At 70.0% G+C, this 20,994-nt stretch carries 24 protein-coding genes; all 24 read right to left on the bottom strand.

Going from position 1 to position 20,994, the window contains the following annotated elements:
* Window position 1 precedes the first annotated feature (1 nt).
* The 24 genes from ACWEQG_RS01910 to ACWEQG_RS01795 all read right to left on the bottom strand — a co-directional run bounded on the left by ACWEQG_RS01910 (window position 2) and on the right by ACWEQG_RS01795 (window position 20,920).
* Window positions 2-1,696, bottom strand: a complete 1,695-nt coding sequence (locus tag ACWEQG_RS01910) for a hypothetical protein (RefSeq protein ID WP_452280877.1) — start codon at window positions 1,694-1,696, stop codon at window positions 2-4.
* Window positions 1,693-4,893 (bottom strand): phage tail protein, encoded by a 3,201-nt coding sequence (locus ACWEQG_RS01905; RefSeq protein WP_452280875.1) that lies wholly within the window; start codon window positions 4,891-4,893, stop codon window positions 1,693-1,695. Before ACWEQG_RS01905 ends, ACWEQG_RS01910 begins: the two co-directional genes overlap by 4 nt.
* 268 nt (window positions 4,894-5,161) lie before the next feature.
* Window positions 5,162-5,470, bottom strand: coding sequence for a hypothetical protein (locus ACWEQG_RS01900; RefSeq protein WP_452280873.1), 309 nt, complete (start codon window positions 5,468-5,470; stop codon window positions 5,162-5,164).
* On the bottom strand, window positions 5,470-6,093 hold the full coding sequence (locus ACWEQG_RS01895; RefSeq protein ID WP_452280871.1) for a hypothetical protein: 624 nt from the start codon (window positions 6,091-6,093) through the stop codon (window positions 5,470-5,472). The genes ACWEQG_RS01900 and ACWEQG_RS01895 overlap by 1 nt, the downstream gene beginning before the upstream one ends.
* Window positions 6,090-7,121 carry a phage tail tube protein gene (locus tag ACWEQG_RS01890; protein ID WP_452280869.1) on the bottom strand — a complete coding sequence of 344 codons (1,032 nt, stop codon included), beginning with the start codon at window positions 7,119-7,121 and terminating at the stop codon, window positions 6,090-6,092. The genes ACWEQG_RS01895 and ACWEQG_RS01890 overlap by 4 nt, the downstream gene beginning before the upstream one ends.
* Before the next feature lie 3 nt (window positions 7,122-7,124).
* Window positions 7,125-7,418, bottom strand: a complete 294-nt coding sequence (locus ACWEQG_RS01885; RefSeq protein WP_452280868.1) for a hypothetical protein — start codon at window positions 7,416-7,418, stop codon at window positions 7,125-7,127.
* A gap of 9 nt (window positions 7,419-7,427) precedes the next feature.
* A complete protein-coding gene (locus ACWEQG_RS01880) occupies window positions 7,428-7,889 on the bottom strand; it encodes a hypothetical protein (RefSeq protein WP_452280866.1) in 462 nt (153 codons plus the stop codon).
* Between the two features lie 185 nt (window positions 7,890-8,074).
* Window positions 8,075-8,893: a hypothetical protein gene (locus tag ACWEQG_RS01875; RefSeq protein ID WP_452280864.1), complete on the bottom strand. Its 819-nt coding sequence runs from the start codon at window positions 8,891-8,893 to the stop codon at window positions 8,075-8,077.
* On the bottom strand, window positions 8,890-10,047 hold the full coding sequence (locus tag ACWEQG_RS01870; RefSeq protein WP_452280862.1) for a hypothetical protein: 1,158 nt from the start codon (window positions 10,045-10,047) through the stop codon (window positions 8,890-8,892). Before ACWEQG_RS01870 ends, ACWEQG_RS01875 begins: the two co-directional genes overlap by 4 nt.
* A 3-nt stretch (window positions 10,048-10,050) precedes the next feature.
* The gene (locus ACWEQG_RS01865; RefSeq protein ID WP_452280860.1) at window positions 10,051-10,527 is read right to left on the bottom strand and encodes a hypothetical protein; all 477 of its coding nucleotides are present in this window, start codon (window positions 10,525-10,527) and stop codon (window positions 10,051-10,053) included.
* Window positions 10,528-10,544: 17 nt separating this feature from the next.
* Window positions 10,545-11,534, bottom strand: a complete 990-nt coding sequence (locus ACWEQG_RS01860) for a hypothetical protein (RefSeq protein ID WP_452280859.1) — start codon at window positions 11,532-11,534, stop codon at window positions 10,545-10,547.
* The gene (locus tag ACWEQG_RS01855; protein WP_452280857.1) at window positions 11,531-12,187 is read right to left on the bottom strand and encodes a hypothetical protein; all 657 of its coding nucleotides are present in this window, start codon (window positions 12,185-12,187) and stop codon (window positions 11,531-11,533) included. Before ACWEQG_RS01855 ends, ACWEQG_RS01860 begins: the two co-directional genes overlap by 4 nt.
* 22 nt (window positions 12,188-12,209) lie before the next feature.
* Window positions 12,210-12,761: a hypothetical protein gene (locus ACWEQG_RS01850; protein WP_452280856.1), complete on the bottom strand. Its 552-nt coding sequence runs from the start codon at window positions 12,759-12,761 to the stop codon at window positions 12,210-12,212.
* A 44-nt stretch (window positions 12,762-12,805) separates the two neighbouring features.
* The gene (locus tag ACWEQG_RS01845; RefSeq protein WP_452280855.1) at window positions 12,806-13,012 is read right to left on the bottom strand and encodes a hypothetical protein; all 207 of its coding nucleotides are present in this window, start codon (window positions 13,010-13,012) and stop codon (window positions 12,806-12,808) included.
* Window positions 13,005-13,745, bottom strand: coding sequence for a hypothetical protein (locus ACWEQG_RS01840; RefSeq protein ID WP_452280853.1), 741 nt, complete (start codon window positions 13,743-13,745; stop codon window positions 13,005-13,007). Before ACWEQG_RS01840 ends, ACWEQG_RS01845 begins: the two co-directional genes overlap by 8 nt.
* Window positions 13,742-14,002 (bottom strand): hypothetical protein, encoded by a 261-nt coding sequence (locus ACWEQG_RS01835; RefSeq protein WP_452280851.1) that lies wholly within the window; start codon window positions 14,000-14,002, stop codon window positions 13,742-13,744. The genes ACWEQG_RS01840 and ACWEQG_RS01835 overlap by 4 nt, the downstream gene beginning before the upstream one ends.
* Before the next feature lie 132 nt (window positions 14,003-14,134).
* Window positions 14,135-15,586 (bottom strand): phage major capsid protein, encoded by a 1,452-nt coding sequence (locus ACWEQG_RS01830; protein ID WP_452280849.1) that lies wholly within the window; start codon window positions 15,584-15,586, stop codon window positions 14,135-14,137.
* The gene (locus ACWEQG_RS01825; RefSeq protein WP_452280847.1) at window positions 15,586-16,494 is read right to left on the bottom strand and encodes an HK97 family phage prohead protease; all 909 of its coding nucleotides are present in this window, start codon (window positions 16,492-16,494) and stop codon (window positions 15,586-15,588) included. The genes ACWEQG_RS01830 and ACWEQG_RS01825 overlap by 1 nt, the downstream gene beginning before the upstream one ends.
* Window positions 16,494-17,933: a phage portal protein gene (locus ACWEQG_RS01820; protein WP_452280845.1), complete on the bottom strand. Its 1,440-nt coding sequence runs from the start codon at window positions 17,931-17,933 to the stop codon at window positions 16,494-16,496. Before ACWEQG_RS01820 ends, ACWEQG_RS01825 begins: the two co-directional genes overlap by 1 nt.
* Window positions 17,933-18,166 (bottom strand): hypothetical protein, encoded by a 234-nt coding sequence (locus ACWEQG_RS01815; RefSeq protein ID WP_452280843.1) that lies wholly within the window; start codon window positions 18,164-18,166, stop codon window positions 17,933-17,935. Before ACWEQG_RS01815 ends, ACWEQG_RS01820 begins: the two co-directional genes overlap by 1 nt.
* Window positions 18,163-18,387, bottom strand: coding sequence for a hypothetical protein (locus ACWEQG_RS01810; protein WP_452280841.1), 225 nt, complete (start codon window positions 18,385-18,387; stop codon window positions 18,163-18,165). The genes ACWEQG_RS01815 and ACWEQG_RS01810 overlap by 4 nt, the downstream gene beginning before the upstream one ends.
* Window positions 18,388-18,401: 14 nt before the next feature.
* Complete coding sequence (locus ACWEQG_RS01805; protein ID WP_452280839.1) at window positions 18,402-19,907, bottom strand: hypothetical protein; 1,506 nt, start codon at window positions 19,905-19,907, stop codon at window positions 18,402-18,404.
* Entirely contained in the window at window positions 19,904-20,179 is a 276-nt protein-coding gene (locus tag ACWEQG_RS01800; protein WP_452280837.1) for a hypothetical protein, read from the bottom strand. Before ACWEQG_RS01800 ends, ACWEQG_RS01805 begins: the two co-directional genes overlap by 4 nt.
* A gap of 303 nt (window positions 20,180-20,482) precedes the next feature.
* Window positions 20,483-20,920, bottom strand: a complete 438-nt coding sequence (locus ACWEQG_RS01795; protein ID WP_452280835.1) for an AAA family ATPase — start codon at window positions 20,918-20,920, stop codon at window positions 20,483-20,485.
* Window positions 20,921-20,994 lie beyond the last annotated feature (74 nt).

Genomic DNA, 20,994 nt, shown 5'->3' with positions numbered 1-20,994 from the left:
GTCACCACCCGTAGTAGTTGCCGCTGTTCAGCCGCCCGTACACCGGGTGATCGAGGATCAACGACGCGGTGACCTTGGCGGGGGACGGGTCGAAAGTGAACGTCCACGTCTGATCGGTGATCACGTCCTGGATGCCCTCGATCCACAGGTCCAGCGCATCCGAGGGCCCATTGCTCGGCAGACCGCTGATCTGGATGCGCTGCCCGATCTCGCTGCCCAGCAGATCTGGCAACAACGACGGGTAGGCGTGCCCCTCCACCGTGATCTGCCCGGCTCTCGGGCGGGGCTCGGCATACTGCGCCAGCAGATACAGCGCGCGGTCCTTGGCCTCCGCAGCGGTCTGCAGAAGCGTCTGGAACGAGCCGCTGTACGCGCCGTAGCTGCTGATGCTGGCCGCGTCCTGCTGGACGGGCGCCTCCGTCCCGTCGTCCGTGCTGACCACAACGTCGTTAAGGAGAAGCTGGTCATCCACGAGGAAGTTGAGGTCCTCGCCGCACTGGTCACCAGTCAGCGTGATCACTGGTGCGCTGGACGGCACCTGCCGGCGCGCCCGGTCGTGGAAGATGGGCTTTCCGTCGCGGTCGATGAAGAACAGGCCGGCCTCACTCGCCGTGGCGGCGCGGATGCTCTGCATGAGCGACTGCGTGGCCTCTTGCCCGGTCAGCCCGAGGAGTGACACGCCGGAGTCGACGGCCGCGGTGGTGACCCCGGCCGCGGCCAGCAGGCCCAGGACCCGGGCGCCGGATGCCTGGTTGTCCGCGATCCAGGACAGCGACCGCAGGAAGCGGCGGCCCAGGAGCTTCTGCAGGTCGGTCGCGGTGATCGCGGTCACACCCAGTACGCCGTTGGCCCACTTGTGCGGCCATTTGTCGACGTAGCCGACGTACCGGCTGTACTCCTTGCCCGGGTCCGCCCAGGCCGTGGGGGACGACGCCTGTTCGAACTGCCACGCACTGGTGTAGATGACGACCGAGCTCGCCGTCGACGTCGTGGACACCAGGACGACACGGGCGTGCTGCGCACCCGCCGGGGCCGTCACCGTGTAGGTGATCGCCTGAAACGAGGTCGTCAGCGTGACAGCGGAACCGGTCGTCTCGGAGATCTGCGCGCCGGTCTTGTCGAACCATCGCACCCGGATCGCCATCGTGCAGGAAACCGAGGCATCCCGGCGGGCCTGGCACTGGAGCGCGTAGCTGAGGCCCGCTGTCACCTCGATCGCGTCGCCGCTGGGCGAGGCGATCGACGTGGAGCCCAAACGCAGGTAGGTGCCGTTGGACAGGGTGCCAGCGGTCCACCGTATCGAGGACGACTGGCCTGCAGGGACCACGGTGGTGTCGACGGCGAGGCTGCCCTGGGTGGCCGACCATTCGGAGGTGTCGGAGCCTCTGGCCTGTTCCTGTAGCAGCCGGTTCTTGGCGTTGCCGTTCAGCCGGGCGCGGATCCGGATCGGCCGGTTGATCAACACCTGCGGGTAGTACGGCGAGGTGGTGTTGCCCGCGGTGAACCGGCCGTCCTCGTTCAGCAGGGTCAGTGCGAGCGTTCCGGGGGTGACCTGGTCCAGTTCATGGGAGCGGCGGCGGGAGATTCGTGCGCCGAGCTGCCATTCGACGTAGTCGGAGATGTCCCGCCACAGCGGCGACCCGTCGGCCGGGTCGGTGTACCACGCGATGTCGCAGAAGGCGTCCGGCATGGTCACGTGCCGATCACCCCCAGCGGGAACCCACGCGTCTTCGCCACGTTCGCGGCCTTGATGACCAGCCGGATGATCTCGTCTTCACCGACCAGCGGCTGACCGGAGAAGCTGAGGTTGAAGTTGTACGTCACACCCCCGGCGCCAGGAATGACGGGGACCGGCGGCACCGGGGCGGACGGTGCCGCCGGCGCCACCGCCGCCGCATCGACCAGGCCGAGTGCCGCCGCTCGCACCGTGCCGATGCCCCGGGTGATGCCCTCGGCGAACTGCTCGCCGATCGAGATGCCGGAGTACAGGACCCAGCCCCGGCCGCTGAACGGGCCCTCTTTGGCGGGGCTGAACGGGAACAGGCTCCTGATCCTGCCGAGGATGTCCGTCGCGGTGTTCCACAGGTCGTTGAACTTCGACCACAGGCCGTCGATGAGGCCCTGAATGACCGACCGACCGGAGTCCCACAGCAGCCGCCCGAGGTTGCCGATCGCCGACGTGATCCGCCCCGGGATACCGCGGATGGTGTCCATGAGACCGTTGATCTTGTCGGAGATCGCCGACCTGATCTCGCCGAACTTGTCGGACACGAAGGTGCGGACGCCGCTCCAGATGTCGTTCCACTTGTCCCGGATCGAGTGCAGCGTGTCGGCGATCTTGGACCTGACAGCGTCGATCTTCTCGGCGATCCCCGACCGGATGTTCTCCCAGGCCTCACCGACCTTGTCCCGGACCCCACCCAGCCACTCGTTGAACTTCCCGGGCAGCTCACCGAACCACGCGATGATGCCCTTGACCCAGTCGACGCCGCGCTGGAACCAATCCCTGATCCCCTGGATCATGTCCGGGATGATCGAGTGACCGATCAGGACGTCGTACAGCCACTGGAATACCCCGACGACCAGGTCGACCGCCCATTTCATGGCGTCGGTCATGAGGTTAAGCGCCGGCACGAGGACCCCGACGAGGAAGTCCACGACCTTCACGACGATGCCGATCACGAACTCGAACGCCGGCACGAGGAGGCGCACGAGGAGGTCGGCCACCATCGTGATCAGCGGGATCAGGGGCGGCAGCACCGCAGTGACCAGCTGAATGATCGGTGGCAGCAGCGGTGCCAGGGCGACGACGAGATCGGCGATCGCCTTGGCCACGGCCACGAACACCGGTGCCAGGGTGACGACGAGTTGCACGAGTGGTGGCAGAAGGGCGGCGATCAGCTGGCCGATGACCGGCAGCAGCGGCTGGAAGGCCTCGAACACCTGCATGACAGCGCCGATGATCTGGGTGAACGCTGGCAACAACCCGTTGATCAACTGCGGGACCAGCTGCAGAATCGGCGGCAGCAGCAGGCCGATCGCCTGGGCGAGGAACTGGCCGATCTGCACGGCCAGCGGCGCGACCGCTATCAGGACCTTTACGAACGCCTCGGCGATCTGCGCGACCATCGGAATCAACGGGGTGATCGCGGGCAGCAGCGCACTGGCGAGCTGCGTGATGAGCTGTGCCAGCACGGGCAGCAGCGGCGCGACCGCCGGGACCATGGCGTTGACGAATGTCGCAGCCAGGTTGATCACCATGGGGATGACCGGCTGCAGCGCGGTCAGCGCTTGCCCGAACGCGGACACGAGCAGCTGAATGGACGGGAGGACCGCCTGTACGCCGGAGGCGAGGCTGGTCGCGATCACCTGCGCAACTTGGGCGACCGCAGGCAGCAGCGGCGCCAGCGCAGCCAGCACACCGCCGATCGCCGCGCCGAGCGGAGCGAATGCCGGCCCGAGCGCGGCCACGGCCTGGCCCAGCGCCTGCATGACGGCGGCCAGCCCCGGCGCGGCGGCGGCCAAGCCCTGCGCGAGCAGGGGGATCACTGGTGCGGCGGCGGTGAACAGGCCGGAGAATGCCTGCCCGACCAGTAGCAGCGCGGGGGCGAGCGCCGACACGGCCGGCCCCAGCGCGCCGAACACGGCCTGCAGTCCGGGCCCGAGCGCGGCCAGGGCAGGTACTACAGCGTTGACCGCGCCCGCCAGGACGGGTCCGACCGCCGTGGCCAGGGAGGCGATGACGGGAGCCAGGGCGCCGATGCCGTTCGCGACCGCCACTAGCACGGGTGTGAACGCCTGCCCGATCTGATGCAGCGCCTTGAACACGTCGACGAGGACCTGCTGGCCCTTCGCCGAGTCGACCCAGCGGTGCGCCGCGTCGACCATCTGGCCGAGGATGCCGAGTGCGTCCCCGCCGGCGTCGCGCATCGCCCGGAACACACCGGCGACGATGCCGCCAAGGTCTGCCAGCACGGAGCCGAGCTGCTTGAGGACCTCCCAGGCGTTCTGCATCCAGGCCATGGCCTGACCGGACGCGGAAACCTGCGACATCCACTCGCCGAAGCGGGTCAGGGAGTCGGTGAGCCCGCCGGACAGTGATCGGAAGAAATCTGTCCCGACCACGGCGAGGTCGAGGAACCCGGTCATCAGCGGCGTCAGCGCGAGGCGCAGCCCGGTCACCAAGCCGGAGGTGTTGGACAAGATGACGTTGAACTGGCCGACGCTGCGCTCGGCGGTGACGAACTCCAGGAACGTCCGCACGACCGACCCCATGTTCCGGGCCAGGCCTTCGATCCACGGCTGGGTGCCGCGCAACAGGTCAACGAAGTGCGCCAGCGACCCGTTGAGCTCGGCGAAGAACCCCGTCTGCGCCGCCTGCTGGAAGGTCTTCATCGCGGGCACGGTGTTCTGGAACTCCAACGCGAACGACCTGGCCGCCGGGGTGAGCTTCTCCAGCGCCTCGCCGAATTTCTTCGCGTCGCCCTCGTAGGCGTACTTCATGGCGTCGCTGACGCCGTACAGGCTCATCTTCAGCGTGAGGTTGGCCGCCGTGAGCATCCCCAGCGCGCCCGGCAGGGCGGCGAGGATCCCACCGGCCGGGGCGAGCGCGGCCAAGAGCCCTCCGACGCTGGAGGCGGCCGACGCTCCCGCCGCGGTGAGCGTGGCCAGCGCCCCGGCCGCGGCCACGATCCGCACACCGGCCCGCCCGATGTCCTCGGCGAAGCTCGCGAAGCGCCCGGCGATCTGCTCCAGCCCGGCTCCGAGGCGATCCACGCCCGAACCCAGCACGCCGAACCGGCCGTGCAGCGCACCGAGACGGTCGGCCAGCCCGCCAACATCACCGGTCAGGCCGCCCATCTGGCCGCGCAGCCCACCCGAAGACGCGTTCAACGCAGCGATCTTGGCCGCGGCTCGCTCCGCCTCGTTGCCGAGCTGCCGAAACGCGCGCGAGGCGTGATCCCTTGCGAAGATGTCGAAACTGAGGGCGGCCACGGCGACCTCCCCTCAGGGCGACATGTTCAGTTTTCGGACTGGGCTTTCTTGTTGATCTCGTCCACCTGGCTGCAGAACAGCTCGAACTCCGCCACCGTCAGCTGATCGACGTCGCGCGGGGTCAGGTGGAAGTAGTGCGCGAGCGCCGGCAGGTAGCGGCGCCGCTTCAGCTCGAGGTCTTCGCCGCCTCGGCGGCGGGCGTAGGGTCCTGGTCCGGCACCTCGAAGGTGAAGTGGCTCCAGTCGACCGGGACCTTGCCGGTCTCGATGTCCTCCCAGGTGATGTCCTTGCCCATCCGGAAGTGCAGGATGAGCCAGGCGAGAGCGGCCATCGCGACGAAGTCGCCCTGTTTCAGGGCCGCCTCCAGGTCCAGGGCCCGGAACCCCGTCTTGCGCTGGATCGCGATGCCCTCGTGCAGGGGCAGGCTGCCGAGGTCGACGTCGACCGTCTCACCCTGGTAGGTGACCTTGGCCATCAGGCTCCTCTTTCGATGTAGTCGGCGATCTCGTCCATCGCCTTGATCACAGCGGTGCGGACCTCGCCCACGTGCTTGCGGATCGTGGTCGCGAACCACGGTTTGCCCTGCTGGTGGGTCCATGGGTCGTGTCCGAACGTCGGGTGCCGCCACCCCTTCGGCGAGTCCAGGTGCCGCGGCAGAGTCCGCTGGTCCGGCGGCAGCTTCGCCTCGTTCACCTCGATCCGGACGGCGGCGGTCTTCGCCCCGGTTTTGATCACCAGGTGGAGCGCGCCCGCGATGGTCTGCCGCAGCCCGGATCCCTTGCGCGCCCGCGCGCGGGCACGCTCGTTGATCGCGACGATGTCGTCGGTGGTGAGCTCGTCTTCGTCTTTCACCCGGGCCAGCGCGGCATCCGCGAGCCGCACCGCCCGTGCACGCTCGCGCTGCCGCCGGCCGCCGCCCTTGGAGTTGGTCACCGGGATCGCCAGCACGGCCGCCTTCGTCGCGGCCACCGCCGGTTTCGCACCGTCCCGGATGCCCTTGCGGAGCTTGGCCGGCAGCTTCTTGTCGCTGGCATCCTTCAGCCGCCGGTTCAGCTCATAGAGCTGGTCCGCACCGACGACCCGGACGTCGATCGTCACAGCGTCGTGTCCGCCGACACGATCTTCACCTGGATCGGCGCGTTGACCTCGTCGTCGTACGCCTCGAACGAGGTGCTCATCTCGACGATCCCTGGTCCGCTGACGGACGGCGCCGCTTCCTTCAGCTTGCAGGCCGGCATGATGAACGACAGCTGGTTGTTGTTGCCCGACCCGGACGGGATCGCGCTGCCCGTGAGGGTGAACTCGATCGCCGTGGTGGTGTTGTTCTTCATCAGGTCGTACAGCTCAGCCCGGTTGAACTCCGCCGTGAGGCTGCCGGTGATCGTGGGGATGTCGTTCTCGAGCTGCTCCCGCTTGATGCCGGCGTTGCCGATGCCGTACCTCTCCGTCGCGAGCGGCGTCTCGCCCTTGATGGAGATCTCCTTGATGACCGTGGACACCGCCGTGCCGCCGGTGATGGTCATCTCACCGGAGGCGGTGTTCGCGGTCCCGCCGAGCTTGAGCACGCCCTGCTGGAAGTTGTAGACCTCAGCGCCGCTGACGAACGACGCGGCGGCGAGCGCGGTGGCGGTGTCCTCGTCCCACCCGTCGACCTCCAGCGACAGCGTGGCGATCGCCGAGTCGGAGAGCTTGAACTCCCACGACTTGATCTTGCAGCCCTTGTAGGTGTGCGGCCGTACCGTCCCCGACGGCTCCGGTCGGCCCACCTGGAACGTGAGGCCCTTGCCGACCAGCCCGCCGGGAGTGTGGATCTGCTTGTAGGCGCTGGTCGCGGCGATCTGCTGCGGCGTCGCCGTGCTGCCGAGCATGTGCGCCACCAGCAGCCCGGCTCCCTTGGTGGGGAACTCGAACTCGATCGAGCCCTCAACCGTCTTGCGGGACTGCACCAGGCGGGCGGACCGCTTAAACCTGCGCCCCACACGCAGACCGGTCGGTTCGACAAACGTCGGCTTCCACGCCAGCGACTCACTGTTGAACTCGATGAACTTCGTCACCGTCACCGCGGTGCCGACGGTCACCTCCGCGGCGAAACCGAGCTGGGCGTCAAGACCCGTACCCGTGGCCATCTGCTACTCCCCCTTCGCGGGCTCGGTGGTCGCCCGCCTCGCGACCGGCGCGGGCGCCGCCTCGCGGACCAGCTCCCAGGTCTCCTTCGGCCACGCGCGCGCGTCGCCGGTGAACCCGATCCGCTCCTTGGTTTCCTCATCGAGGACCACGTCGTCGGAGCCGCCGGTCACCCAGGCGTCGTCGAGGTCGGTGAGGACGTCGCCGTCCACGGTGATGACGTCGCCCGCGGCAACCAGCGGGCCGTCGGGCCGGCCGACGCGGCGGTCGTCGCCGGAGATGTTCTTGAACCTGGCCACGCGTTCTCCTTAGATGCGGGTCTGGACCTTGATGAGGAACGGGACTCGGGCCTCGATGCCGGACTGCCGCTGCGCCTGGTACAGGCCGCCGGAGGCGATCTCGGCGACGGTGGGGGGTGGTAGCCCGATCGAGGGGTCAGCGCGCAGGACGTCCTCGACGACGCCGAACAGCTCGTACGCGCGCTGGCGGACCGGGCGGACCTTCGTGCTGCCGCGCCAGACGACGACGGCGCCGGTGATCTGGATGGTCTCGTCCCGGGACCGGGCGCCGATGCCTGCCCATGTCTGGGCGTCCTCGGCCGCCTGGCCCTCGCCGTCGGGGTCGCCGTCGTAGCCGATGAACACCGCCTCGTGGAGGGGGTTGTTGGTGACGGGCGGCCCGTCGACCACGCTCACCTTCGCCAGGCCGGGGGCGTTTTTGTAGAGCGCGACCAGGGCGTCGATGACGGCCGGTACGCGGGAGGTGGTCACCGTTGCCCTCCGGGTGGTTGGTTCGCCGATCGGAGGTCAGGTTGAACCTGACCCGCCAGGAGGTCAGGCTGAACCTGACCTTCACCGCCGGTTCAGCTCTTGCCTGGTAGTCAGGCATGGGCAGGGTCGGCGACGAGGTCTGAGAGCGTTCAGCGGCGGCAGGCGCGCTGTGGCCGGCAGGAGGCTCAGCCGACCAGCGGCGGTTGGTCGCCGAGCAGCTCCAGCACCCGCCGCGGCACGCTGAACCCGAACCGCGGGTCGTACACCTCATCGCTGCCGCCGACCCGGACGCCGCCCTGCGTGCCGCGCTGGGTCTCCCACATGTGCTGCAGCAGGATCAGCGCCGCCTGCCTGACGTTCGGCGGGATCGACGTGCGCCCGGCGATGTAGGTGACCCGCAGCGGCCCGCACATGTAGCCACCGTCGAGGCGCTGCACGATGCCGGTCGGGCCGTCCACGTCGAGGTCGGCAACGTCCTGGGCGACGGCGCCGGTCCGTATGGACGTCACCGAGGTCACCGACAGGACCGGCGCACGCAGCAAGGCGATCAGGTGGCCGCCCTGGTGCTTCTCCACGTGGGTGGTGCGGGCGAGCGCACCTTTGAACCGCTCGCAGATCTCGGTGACCGACCGGATGAACCCGGCGATCTCCTCGTCGTCGTCGGTGTCGTCCTCGTCGAGGTTGAGCTGCTTCTTGCCTTCCCGCAGGGACAGGACCCCGGCCTCCGCCCACTGCGCGGCGACCTCAAACGGCTCCTCATCCACCCCCGACGGGGTGGCAGACGCCCAGCGGGCGATGTGCCGCCCGGCAATCGTGGTCGTGTAGTCGTACCGGTACAGCCCGGTTCCCTCGTGCACGACGTCCGGAGCGGTGAACGGGCCCTCGGTGGTGGCGTCGGGCAGCTGAATCGTCAGCGTGATGCCCGCCGGGTCGACCAGCGTTCCGGCGCTGTCAGCGACCTGCGTCGTCAGCGTGACGACCGAGCCGACCCCGTAGGTCGTCATGAGACCCCTCCCCGCAGGATCGCCTGCGAGGACGAACCCGCAGACACCAACACCGCCGCCGCATGCCCAGCACGGAGCACCGCCCGCCCCGGCCGCCCTGAGCTCACGCTGACCGAGCCGCGCCCGGCACGACACTGGATCAGCCCGGCCACCCCAGCCAGCGCCACGCTGGCCGGCCCTGTCAGTGCACCTGCCCCGCCGCGTAGGAAGACCGCACCGGCCGGGCCTACCGGGGCCGCGACCTGGACGGCCAAGACCCGGGCGGGACCAGCTGCGACCCGCACACAACCCGCCGCCCCGGCCACGGTCGGCACCTGAGCGGCGGCGACCGCCCCCGCCCCTGCCCGCACGGTGAGCGCCCCCGCGGAGCCCACGACGGACGTGTGCCGGACCGCCAGGAGGTTCGCCTGGGCGGCGCGCAGCAGAAGACCACCGGCACGCCCCGCGGCGGCGACGGAGGTGCCGCCTGCCACGGTCGAGACCGCACCAGCCGACGCCCGCAGCCGCAGGGCCCCCGGACCGCCTGCCACCGGCGCCTGGCCGACGGCGAACACGGCACCAGCGGCCGGCCGCAGCCGCACGCCCCCCGGCCCCGCCGCCAGGGCAACGCCCACCGCCGAGGTCACCGCGCCCGCGCCCGGGCGAACACGAACAGCACCAGCCGCCCCGACCGGCGTGGCCACCAGTGCTGCGGTCACCGCGCCGGAACTCGGGGCCAGGCGCAGCGCACCGGCCGAGCCCGCGAGCGGAGCCATCTGTGCCGCGGTGACGGCCGCGGCGGACGCCCGCAGCCGCAGTCCGCCCGAGGGTGCCGGAACCTGCACGGCCTGGGCGGCGGATACCGCACCCGCAGCTGCGCGGACCCGCACAGCCCCACCCGCACCCGGGAGCGGCGCGACGCGGACCGAGAGGACCGCACCGGACCCGGCGCGCAGGCGGACGACTGCCTCGCCTGCCGCGGGCAGGATGTCGGTGACCGCGACGGACCCCGCCGAGGCGGTCAGCCGTACCGCACCGACCCGGCCCGGCAGGGTGACGCCCGTCGGCGTTGCGGCAGCAGAGGCGAGCAGGCGCCGCCGCCGCTGCCAGTGAACCCGGGACGGGCTGCGGTAGACCGCTACACCGGACCGCCGCGACGGGTAGGTCCGCCGCACCGGTTACACCAGTTCTTCGACGAGGATCCAGCCGACCGGCCCGGTGACGGAGTCGGCCGGGGTGGTCGTCTCTTCCAGGACGAGCCGGGTGCCGGCGTCGAGCGTGATACGGCCCTCCGGCGGCGGCAGGTACAGCAGCGGCGCGCGCACGTTCCAGGCGAACCGGGCCAGCTCCGCCGACGTGCCGCCGGTCAGCTTCGTGGTGTTGCCCGTCTCGAGCGTGGCCCCGGCCGCCGTGTCATTCGGGGTGAGCGGGGCGAAGGTCGAGGTGCCGCCGCCGCTGCCGGAGGTGGGCGCGCCCGTGATGCGCTTGAGCACCAGGACGAGCTGCTCCTCCTGCGCGTCGCCGACCTCCGTCGCCTGCCCCAGCTCGAAGCCGTGCAGCAGCAGCGGCTTCCCGGCGGCGGCGAGCAACTCGAAGTAGTCGATCTGCGCGGTGTGGGCGCCCACGTTGATCGGCGCGCTGTACATACGACCCATGCCGGTCTCCCTCTTGCTCAGCCGGTCCAGTCGGTGGCGCTCACCCCGGCCGGGGTCCAGTACTTGCCGGAGTCGGCGGGATTGCCGTACTCGGCACCCGGGGGGACGAGCCACCGGTTGCGGCGCCAAAGGTTGCCGTTGCCGTCCGCCCAGCCGTACACCTCGCGGAACACCGGCTTGATCAACGTGGTCAGCGTGTTGTCGGTGAACACCACGTTCGAGTTGCCGGTGCCGTTGCCGCCGATGTTGACCGTCGCCCCGAACCCGCCCAGCAGGTTCCCCGTCGCGGTGAAGTTCGAGTAGTACTGGCCGGCGGTCTGCAGCGCGATCGCGTTCGTGTTCCCGCCGGACACGATGGTGTTTCCGCGGATGGTGATGTGCGTGATGTTCGGCCCGCCGTCCGACGACAGGATGCCGTCGTGGTGGTACTCGCCGTGCGCCTGGTCGGCGGCGTCGTGCATGTAGCAGTGCTCGACGAGCACTGGGTTGGCGGAGTTCGAGCGCTCGAGCTGGATCGCGTTGCCGAAGCCCCAGAACTCGCACCTGCGCGCGGTCAGCCCCAGCCCCGAGTGGTTGATCCCGAACTGGTAGGACTGGCCAAAGCTGACCGGCGGCTGGGTGACGGCGGCTGGCCGGAACGTGCAGTACTCGAACGTCGTGTTCGTGCCGTAGTCCTGCACGTTCGGCATGTTCGGCACCGTCAGCTCGAACAGGCACCCGCGGAACGTCACACCGGTCGGCCGTGCGGCGGCGGTGCCGATCGCTGTCTCCCCGGTGAACCGCAGCCCCTCGTAGGTGCCGCCCGTGATCGGCATCGGCCCCGTGTAGTCGGTCAGGGCCCCGGTGTAGCCCGGCCACGCCCCGAACCCCGTGTTCGTCGCGTCCGGCCACCCCCCGGCGGCGGCCGACCCAGGCCGCAGCATCACCCGACCCGACGGGCCGATCACCAGCGCCGGGACGACCAGCGCACCTGGGCGGGCAACCCGCGAGACGACGAGCCGCGTCACCCTGTAAACGAAACGAGCAGGCCCTCGGTCGCATCGAGCTGCGGGGTGAACGCGCCACCGTTGGAGGCGATCTGCGTGCCGCCGAGGTCCCAGTACAGGATCACAGGCGACGTGGAGGGGGTGCCGGTGTCCTTGTACACCAGCATGTGCGACGCGGCCAGGGTGCCGGGGTTGGACGTCGTCCACGACGGATCCTGCGCGTCGATCACCAGCACGCCGCGGCCGACGCACGCCCACGTCACACCACCGTCCGTCACCGTCTGCCCGATCACCGTCGGGTACGTCGGAACGCTGCCGCCCGAGGTACCGGCCACGATGCACTGGTAGACGTAGCCGTTGGCCGACGCCGGGCGCACCACGTCCCCGACGGTGTACGCCGTGGAGTTGGCGCGCTGCGTCCCCCAGCTGTTCGCCGCGGTGTAGGTGACGGACTTGGAGGCAAGGGCCTGCCCGCCGGCGGTGTAGCCCGACCCGGAGGTCTCGACGCCGACGCCGCCGAGCACCACGTCGCTCACGAACTGCGCGCTGTCCTGCGTGCTGCCGACGGTGTAGCTGCTGAGCAGCATCGCCTTGATCGTGTCGGTGGCGAAGTTGATCCGCCCCTCCCACAGCGACTGCTGCATCTTGCCGTACACGGCCACGGACACGGCCATAGAGAATCCCTCACTTACTGGGTCAGCGGATCAACAGGTGGCGGCGGCCCCGATACGGCGACTGCGGTGGAGGCGCGGCGGCGGCATCGGGGAGGGTTGAGGTGCTGTTGCCCGGCGTACCGTCCCAGATGGCACCCGGCGACGAGCCGTCGAAGTAGCTGTCCAAGGTGCTCGACTGCTCGATCAGGCACATCGAATATGACGTGGGGTTGACGGCGTAGTTCTCACCAGTCACCACGAGCCACGCACTGGCCGCACTAGCCGGCGCCGTGCCCGTCATGCTGATCCGTGTAACCACCCCGTTGGTGGCGGAGAACGGACCGTTGGCGAACGTCAGGGACCCGCCGCCGGAATTCAGAAACTCGATCCAGACGGTGCCGTTGATCGGGAACGTCTCCGGCCTGAGGTAGGTGGACGCCGTGTAGGTCAGGCCAGGAGTGACCGCACCCTGCGGGGAAAGAACGAACGACCCGCCGGAGTAGCGGGCCGCCCACTGGCGGGCGAACCCCAGCCCGGACACGTCCGTACGGACCGGTGTGCTTCCGCCGCCCCAGCCCGCGACGTCGTTCGTCAAACAGGGGTTCGGGCACAGGTTTTTGCGGGGCACAGCTCAGCCGCCTACTCGTCCCCTGCGCGGTCACGCACCGGCATGGGGTACGCACCGCCCGGTGTGCCGGTCACCTCACGCGCCCGCCGTACCGCGTCGCGCTCTTCCTCAGTCAGCTCGTCCGCCCGGCCGCTCATGGCCTTGACGAACGCCTCCCTATACGCCGGCGCAGACAGCGCGGCGCGCACTGGGTCCTCTGCAGTCACCAGGTCAGCCACGGAAGTCCTCCTCCGCAAGCCAGACCGGTTTCAGGTGAGAGGTCTTCACCCGCGTGTCCACGTGAATCGGGTAGCCGCACTGCACGGCCCTCGCGCAGAACGACAGGTCCTCGCTTAGCAGCTGGCCCGTCGACGGGTTGGTCATCCGGCCATACCAGTTCGGCCCGTACCGCTCGCCCACCACGACGAGCACACTGCGGTGGATCACCAGGCACGCCGATCCGGTCGCGGCGACCTCCACGAGCTCATCCCGCGGGTAATCCCGCCACGCCGTGAAGCCCTGCCGCCCATCGCCAGCCTCCAGCCAGCGATACAAGGTCGGGCAGGCCCGGGTGCGGTAACCGCCCATCCCATCCGGGGCGTACTCCTGCTGCGCGAAGCACAACGCGCCGATGATCGGCCGCTCCACCGGGTCAGCGGAAGCAATCAGCCGGTCGAGGACGTCTTCCCCGACCCCCATGTCGGTGTCCAGCCAGAACAGCCACTCGGCGTCCCCGTCGAGGAAGCGGCGCACCGTCTGGTTGCGGGCCTCGACGATGCCGCCGGTGCCGCACCGCATCGCGAGGAACCCCCCGCGCAGGAGCCGCTGCTGGTGCGCCATGTCGTACCCGAGCATCCCCACGACCGACAGGTGCCAGGAATGCGCCACCTCCTCGGCGTGCACGTACGCCAGGCACGCCGACCCGGCCGCGACCGCCGACGCGTCATCCCGCTCGGCGGCCGGTGCGGTCACCTGGCCGTCCTCGGCCGGCGCGCCGGGCTCCGCTCACCCGGCGCCCGGGTGGCCCGCTCGACCGGCGGCTCCCCGGCCGCGTCTTCCGGATCCCGGCGGGGCTGGGTGCGCATCGCGTGCCGGTCATCCGCGGAGAACAGGCCCGGGAACTTCTTGACCAGCGGATCAGCGGCGTCCCACGCGGTGCCGCGCGGGATGTGCACCCGCTGACCGTCGAAGGTGACGTTGACGGTGTCGGTCGCGATGACGACGTCCATGACGTGATCTGCCTCTCCGGGTGGTGGCGGGTGGTTGCGTGTTCCCGCCGGCCGACCACCCGGGCGGCCGGCGGAGCTGCGGCCCCTGGCCGGGCAGCATCGGAGCTGGACCGGCCAGGGGAACGGTTACGCCTACTGGTTCTGCAGGAGGCGGAACCCGTTGTCGTTGATCGAGTTCGCGCCGTGCCGGGCCCAGGCGAACCAGCCGCGCTGACCGGTGGGCCGGTTGTTCGTGACGTCGAACAGGTGCGGCACCAGCTCCAGGCTCATGCCCGCCCGGTCGGCGATCAGGTAGTTGCGGAAGTCGCCGACGACGAGGATGTTGCTCGCGTTGGTCGTCCCGGTGAAGTCCGGGAAGTAGCTGGCGAACTCGACCGGCCGCTGCCGGATCGTCTCCAGCACGCCGGTCAGGTCGACGGTCATGAACGACAGGTTGTTGCCGTTGCCGAACGTGGCGACCTCGTTGCCGACGTCGTGGTTCATCACCCAGGTGGCGTTCTGCTTCCACCGGTCGGGCAGGGCGCCCCACACCTTGTTGATGTCGACGCCGCCGAACGCGCCGTCGGTGGTGACGACGACCTCGACGTTGGTGTTGGCGTCCAGCGCCGTGATGATTCCGAACGGCTGGTTGGAGCCGGTGCCGACAGCCATCGACTGGGCCTGCAGCTCGTCGTAGCCCTCCGTGAGGAGCGTCGACATCTCGTCGGCGAACCCCGGGTAGTCCATCCCGACCTCGATCGAGTACGGGATGAAGCCGCGGGCCATGTGCACCTTGACGGACGGCTGCGCGAGCGTCGGCGAGTCGTCGGAGACGGTCGCCCCCTCCGCGTCGTACGACCACGAGACGCCGGCGCTGGACACGCCCTTCCACTCGTCGGTCGTGATCGTCACCTGGCGGGAGATCCGCCGGAACGGGTTCAGCGACCCCTGCGCCGTCAGGATGATCGTCGGGTCGATCAGGACCGGAATCCCGAACCCGCCGGCCGCGTCGGTACCGCCGGACATGGCGCGGAACTCGTCGACCGCCCGCGCCTCCTCCTCGGTGAACACCGGGTGCGCGTGCAGGCTGGCCTTCATGAACGCGCTGCGGTAGGCGTCGTTCTCCGTGGCCAGCAGCCGCCGGCCGATGACACCGCCGTCGCAGTTGTCCGTGCGGGCGCGCAGCAGCCGGTCGACCTTGTCGACCTGGTCGGTCGCCAGGTGCCGCGTGCTGTCCCTGGCCTCCAGGACCTTCAGCGACCGGTCACGCACCTCCCGTCGGGACAGGGCGCGCAGCTCGCTGCCGTCCCACGGGTCGACGCGCTGCATGAACTCCGGCGACCGCGGGCCACGCACGTCCACGTTGCCGTCGCCGGGCTCGGTCGCGCCGCGCGCGGCGAAGTTCGCCACCATGCCGCGGCGCCGCTCCAGCTCCGCCTGGCGGGCGCGCTCTTCCTCCTGCAGGCGCAGCTGCTCGGCGCGCTGCTCCTCCAGCTCGTTCCAGCGGGTCTGCTGCTCGTCGGTGAACGGCTCGTCTCCGGCGGCCTCGTGCAGTGCGCGCATCTCGGTCTCGATCTCACCGAGCCTGCGCAGGATCTCGTCCATCAGGACGCCTCCTTGGTCAGGAATGGGTAGCGCTGCGCCCGGAAGCGGGCGCCGCGCTGTGATGGGGTGAGACCGCTCGCGTGGTGCACTACCGGGGTGTCCGGCGCGTCGGTCGGGCTGTCCGCGGCCCCCTGCGGCGCGGTGCCCGGCTCGTCGCGGACGGGGTCCGCGTCGGCTCGGGCGGCCTCACCGCCGGAGGTGCGAAGTCCGTGCTTGTCACGGAAGTCTGTGAAGGACCGCACGAGCGCCTCGTGCCGGTCGCGGTCCCGGGAGCGGAGCTGCTCGCCGTACCAGTCGGTCATGCCGATGGAGCGCAGCCCGGCGGTCGCGGCGTGGCTGGCGGGCCAGGTGACCGGGCCGGCCTCGAACAGCCGCACCTGCAGGATCGATCGCTCGGGCAGCCCGTCGGGGTTGTGCTCGGAGGGCTCGGGGTCGTAGTTCCACAGCTCGTCCGTGACGTTGAACATGAACGAGCTGCCGTAGCCCTTGGCGGCCAGGCCCGGAATCAGGTCCCGGTTGTAACTGGTGTCCAGCAGGGGCACCTCGGCATACGCGCCGTCGGACCGCTCCTCCAGCACCTCCGGCACGCCGAGGATCTTGTCGCCGATGAAGAAGTCCGTTCCGTGGTTGAACAGGATCTTCACCCGGTCGCCCCGCTCGGCGATGGTCTTGGTGAACGCACCGGGCAGGACCCGCTCCAGGAAGCGGCCCTCATACCAGGAGTTGATCTCGTACCAGACGCCGAACGCAGAGAACCGCAGCACCATGACCTGGGCGTCGCCGTCGGCCCGCAGCGTCGACTGGTCGCCGCGTTCGGCCGGGTCGGCCGCCTGGGCGGCTGCGGCCCGCGACAGGAGGGCGGCAGGCACGGTGAGCGCACGAACGGTGATCAGATCCCGCGACTTCATCACGGCCCTTCCATGTCGTCGGTGTCGGTATTCGGGAGCGCGCCGCCAAGTGCGAGCGCGCGAGCTCGCGCCTGCGCAAGAGCACGTCGGCGAGCCCGGGTTCCGGGTGGCTGGAGCTGGACACTGAAGAGGCCGGTGTGGGTGAGCTGGGTGAAGTCACCGGAGGTGACGGCGGCGATCACGGAATCGGCCTCGTAGCCCGCCATGATCAGCTGGTTGATCGTGGACGCCTGCTGGCGGAGGATGTCCGCGGCCTCCTTGGCGTCCTCCCTCAGAAAACTGATGTCCCTGTCGTCGTACCAGAGGCGCGCCGGCCCGCTCGCATTGCCCGGCCTGGTCAGCAGCGTCGCCAGCGCCCCGGCTGCGGACCTCCACAGGGGCCTGAGCGTGCCGTCCGCGAATCGGCGCCTGGCCTGCGCGTAATTGCTGTACGTGGCTGACTGCAGGCCCTCCGACAGGCCCACGATGACCGGCGGCACCCCCGCCGCGGCGGCAATCCGGGTCTCCCCCAGCGCCTGCACCGCCTTGAAGCTCATCTGCTCGAAGCTGTTGCCGACGACTTTCACGTCCGCGCCGCCGCCCAGGTAGAGCGTCTTGTACGCGTTGTGCAGGCCCTTGTGCTTGGCGTCCATCACGGCCTTGAACCGTTCGAACGCCTCCGGCGTGACCTTGGCGTCCATGCTGACCACGAGGTTGGGCGTGGCGCCGTTGGTGAAGAACTTCAGCTTGTGCGTGGTCGCGGCCTGGTCGGCCTCGATCTCCCGCATCACACCTGTCAGCCACGACATGCCGCGGTAGGTGGCGAGCGGGTCGGGGATCGGCGCGTAGTGCGCGACTTCCTCCGGCAGCAGGAACACCGGATCCCGGTCCGAGCCGGGGCCACCAGGCTGGTAGAAGTAGCCGACCAGCTCGGCGTCCAGGTCCCACGGCTCGACCTGCGGGTCGTCATCCGATCCGAGGACGATCGTCACCCAGTCCGGCCGCATCCGCACGACCCGCTGCCCGGCCCGGCCCCGGCGCCTGGTCGCGAAGAAGTTGCCCGCCATGGAGGCGTCCTGTTCCATCCTCGCGAGCAGATCGCCGGTCGTGCCGTTCGGCCACGGCGTCTCCAACAGGGCCAGCTCCGGCGTGCCGAACAGTTTCCCGGGCCGGCCCTCCTGCATGCGCTGCCACTGGAACCGCGCCTCGGAGAAGATCAGCAGCCGGGCGAGGATGCACGCGAACACGACGCCCGACCTCTTGTAGGCGCCGTTGACGATGCCCTCGAAGTTGCCCTCGATGCGCTCCTGCGACCCAGCGAGTGTCTGCCGGAAACCGGACACGAACGGGTCGCCGCCGGTGAACAGGCTGAGGTAGTCGTCCCAGCCGAAACGCGCGTCAGCGGAGGGCCGCTGGCTGGTCTCGACGTAGGCGGCGGCGATCCGCTCGAGGACACCCATCAGGGGCCGTCGCCCTCACCGGGGCGGTGCACGACCATCTGCTCCACCCCGCCGACGAGTAGCAGCTCGACGTCGGGCAGGCGCTCCTTCAGGGCGGGCAGCGCGCCGTCGCGGAACCGGGCGAACTGCTCGGCGGAGACGCCCTCGCCGAGGCGCAGGACGAGCGTGTCACCCGGCCGGACGATGGCCGCCTCCTCAACGCTCTCCAGCAGGTCGGCCAGCTCCGCGCTCATCGGGCATCCCGCGGTCGGCTCGGGCCCGAGGGACCCTGCGGGCCGACCTGCCAGCCGACCTTCACCGCGGCGTACGCCAGCGTCAGCAGCGTCCACACCGCCCGCGCCGTCCAGCCGACGGCCAGGAACGGCGCGACCAGGACCGCCAGCAGCACCCGCACGGGGTCGAGCTGCCGGGCCTCCTCCCGAATCTGCTCCATCGGGATGCTCAAGGTGACCATGGTCCTCCGCTCCTTCAGTCCCACACCGCGTACGGCTCGACCGTCTCCGCCTCGACCTGGCCGTGCGCCAGATAGCCCCACACGGCGTGAGTTCCGGCCACCAGCGCGCAGATGTCCACCCCGGCCGCCCGCGCGTCCCACGCCTTGGCATCACCGAGCCGCCGCGTCACCGCACCGGCCACCGCCGCGTCCAACGCCGGATGCGGCAGATACCGCAACGTCGGCTCCCCGTCCTCCGGCATCACCGCATCGATCACCTGGCCGAAGCCGTGCCCGACATCCCGCGAGGTCGGCTTGACGACCTCCAGACCCGCCGCCTCCAGATCCGCGATCAGCGACCCCGCCGGGCCGCCCGCGTCCACCACCAGCGCCGCCGGGTCCCACCGCTCCTGCAGCTGCACGGCACGCTCGACCGCCCACCGCGTGCCCGGCCGGTAGTCCACGACCTCCAGGTGCAGCAGCCCATCCGCGCGCCGGCCAGCCACGCTGATGGCCGTCCACGACCGGTCCGGCGCCGTGTGGATCGCGAACGCCACCCGGGACACCATCTCGCTGCTCGGGTCGGCCAGCGCCCGCCACCTCGCCTCGGGGATCACGGCCCACTGGTCGGCCTGATCGCTCGGCCAGTCGCCCACGCCGAGCCGCTCCCGCAGGAAGCCCTTCTCCCCCATCGAGGCGCGCTCCCGGGCGACGTGCTCCACCGAGATCCGGATCCCCAGCGCCGGGTTGGCCTTCGCCCACGACTCCACCGCGTCCGGGTCATCGTGATCAGTACAGGTGAGGGCGCCGTTCTCGTCCCGCGCGCACTGCTCCGAGTGCGGGTCGATCGACCATTCGGCGTAGAACAGGCTCGGGTCGTCGCCCTTGATACCGCGGCGCCGCACCCGGGCCAGCTGCTCACACGGCGCGAGCCTCTTGTCCGCCGCGCTGGAGCCGTACCACAACTGCGGATTCGGCCTCGCGGACATCGTGGGCATCAGCGCATCCACCGCCGTGTCCGGCAAGTTGAACGCCTCGTCCATGATGTTCAAGTCGCCGCTGAAACCGCGGCCGGAGCCAGTCGAGCGCGCCACGAACCGCAGCCGGCGGCCGTCGAGCAGCTCGATGCCCTCCTCGCCATGCGACGTCGGGATCTTCTTCACCCGGCGGCGCAGCGCGTCGCTCCCCTCGACCAGCATCCGCATCCGCAGGAACATCTCCTGCGCGGTCTTGAACTCGTGAGCGCTGTAAAGGATCAGCCGCTCGCCGAACAAGTACAGCCCGGCCAGGCACCTCGCTTCGAAGACGCCGCCCTTGCCGTTCTGCCGGCTCACAACGACGCCACACTCGAACGCCGCCCACCGGCCGTCGGCCCGCTCGCCCAGGCCGTGATGAAGGCAGAACTCCTGCCACGGGTCGAGGACCAGCCCGACCGACGCGGCGAGCTCGATGGCCTCCTGCCCCGCCGACGACCGGTACGGCGGGATCGAGACGATCCGCGGCTCCTGCGCGCCGATCACGGGCGTGAGCGCGGTCGTCATGCGCCCTTCCGCCGCTCGTTACGCCGCTTCTGCAGCTCGTCGATCGGGTCGCCCGGCTTCTCCTCCGGCACCGCGAGCTTCGCCAGGTCCGTCAAGGTCGCCCGCAGCTGCGCGTGCAGCATGCTCGCCGCGGCCGGCCGGATCCCCGGCGCCGACAGCCGCTCCGCGAGGTCCAGCGCGCTCGCGGCGAGCGCCGAGTCCGGGCGGATCTGCCACCGCTTCAGGTCCGCCTGCACCGCGGCGACGAGGGCGGGCATGTCATCGGCAACCATGGCCACCTCCTGACACTAGTGACGCAGAGTGACACCACGGGGGTTCACGGAAAGTGACAAAGCGGGATCCGGCGATCGTCACGGTCTGTATCGATCTTGAGGAAATCACTTTTTGTAGTGGGGAGAGAAACGGGCGAGTGGGCGCGGGGTCCCCCGGGGGTTACATGATCACGATGGGAGGTAGCCCCCCTACCCCTGCGACCTGGGCAAACGTGCCTGCGGGCTGTGAGCTGCGGTTGTCACTAATTGTGAGCAAGAGCTGATTGTTACTGTGCGTGACACCATTGGGTCGGTCGCACTGGGTCACCAAGGGCGTGATGTGACTGTGGCTGGTTGCGCTGCGTGATTATTGCTTGCGTACCAGCGCTCTGCGACGGCGAGCATGGTGGGTGGGCGCTCGCGGCGGATGCGTGTGAGGACGACGTCGCGGCCGGGGTCGATGGTGATCAGTTGTGCGTTGTGCTCTGCGTATCGTGCGAGGGCGTCAGCAGGGGGCAGCGAGTGGATGACGTACACGTCGCAGTGCTGGGTGTGCTGCAGCGCTTCACGGATGGCTGCGCTGCGGGCGCGTGAGGCCACACTGCGCAGGTGGCGTGGGTGGTCGAGGGTGTCGGATCCGTCAACGGTGAGAGCGAGCACGAGGCGGTCGTAGTCGACGACGATGTCACCGGGGCGAGCGTGTTCCCGGACCCAGGTGGTTTTCCCCGATGCTGGTGGCCCCGATACGACGATCAGCCCCACGGCGTGCTGCCCGGACTCAGATGCGCCACCGGGCGTGCTGGCTCTGCCACCGCCCCCGAATACTCCATGCGACT

This window comes from Microbispora sp. NPDC004025, assembly GCF_053604425.1.
The sequence above is the reverse complement of the archived record's forward strand: the minus strand, read 5'-3'. Positions and strand labels throughout refer to the sequence as shown.

What these genes read in the sequence shown, in the direction of transcription:
- ACWEQG_RS01810 (WP_452280841.1), bottom strand. Translation starts at nt 18,387, where the DNA reads ATGGTCACCTTGAGCATCCCGATGGAGCAGATTCGGGAGGAGGCCCGG.
- ACWEQG_RS01890 (WP_452280869.1), bottom strand. Translation starts at nt 7,121, where the DNA reads ATGGCCACGGGTACGGGTCTTGACGCCCAGCTCGGTTTCGCCGCGGAG.
- ACWEQG_RS01835 (WP_452280851.1), bottom strand. Translation starts at nt 14,002, where the DNA reads ATGGACGTCGTCATCGCGACCGACACCGTCAACGTCACCTTCGACGGT.
- ACWEQG_RS01805 (WP_452280839.1), bottom strand. Translation starts at nt 19,907, where the DNA reads ATGACGACCGCGCTCACGCCCGTGATCGGCGCGCAGGAGCCGCGGATC.
- ACWEQG_RS01900 (WP_452280873.1), bottom strand. Translation starts at nt 5,470, where the DNA reads ATGGCCAAGGTCACCTACCAGGGTGAGACGGTCGACGTCGACCTCGGC.
- ACWEQG_RS01855 (WP_452280857.1), bottom strand. Translation starts at nt 12,187, where the DNA reads ATGGCCGTGTCCGTGGCCGTGTACGGCAAGATGCAGCAGTCGCTGTGG.
- ACWEQG_RS01875 (WP_452280864.1), bottom strand. Translation starts at nt 8,893, where the DNA reads ATGACGACCTACGGGGTCGGCTCGGTCGTCACGCTGACGACGCAGGTC.
- ACWEQG_RS01815 (WP_452280843.1), bottom strand. Translation starts at nt 18,166, where the DNA reads ATGAGCGCGGAGCTGGCCGACCTGCTGGAGAGCGTTGAGGAGGCGGCC.
- ACWEQG_RS01825 (WP_452280847.1), bottom strand. Translation starts at nt 16,494, where the DNA reads ATGAAGTCGCGGGATCTGATCACCGTTCGTGCGCTCACCGTGCCTGCC.
- ACWEQG_RS01820 (WP_452280845.1), bottom strand. Translation starts at nt 17,933, where the DNA reads ATGGGTGTCCTCGAGCGGATCGCCGCCGCCTACGTCGAGACCAGCCAG.
- ACWEQG_RS01865 (WP_452280860.1), bottom strand. Translation starts at nt 10,527, where the DNA reads ATGGGTCGTATGTACAGCGCGCCGATCAACGTGGGCGCCCACACCGCG.
- ACWEQG_RS01830 (WP_452280849.1), bottom strand. Translation starts at nt 15,586, where the DNA reads ATGGACGAGATCCTGCGCAGGCTCGGTGAGATCGAGACCGAGATGCGC.
- ACWEQG_RS01800 (WP_452280837.1), bottom strand. Translation starts at nt 20,179, where the DNA reads ATGGTTGCCGATGACATGCCCGCCCTCGTCGCCGCGGTGCAGGCGGAC.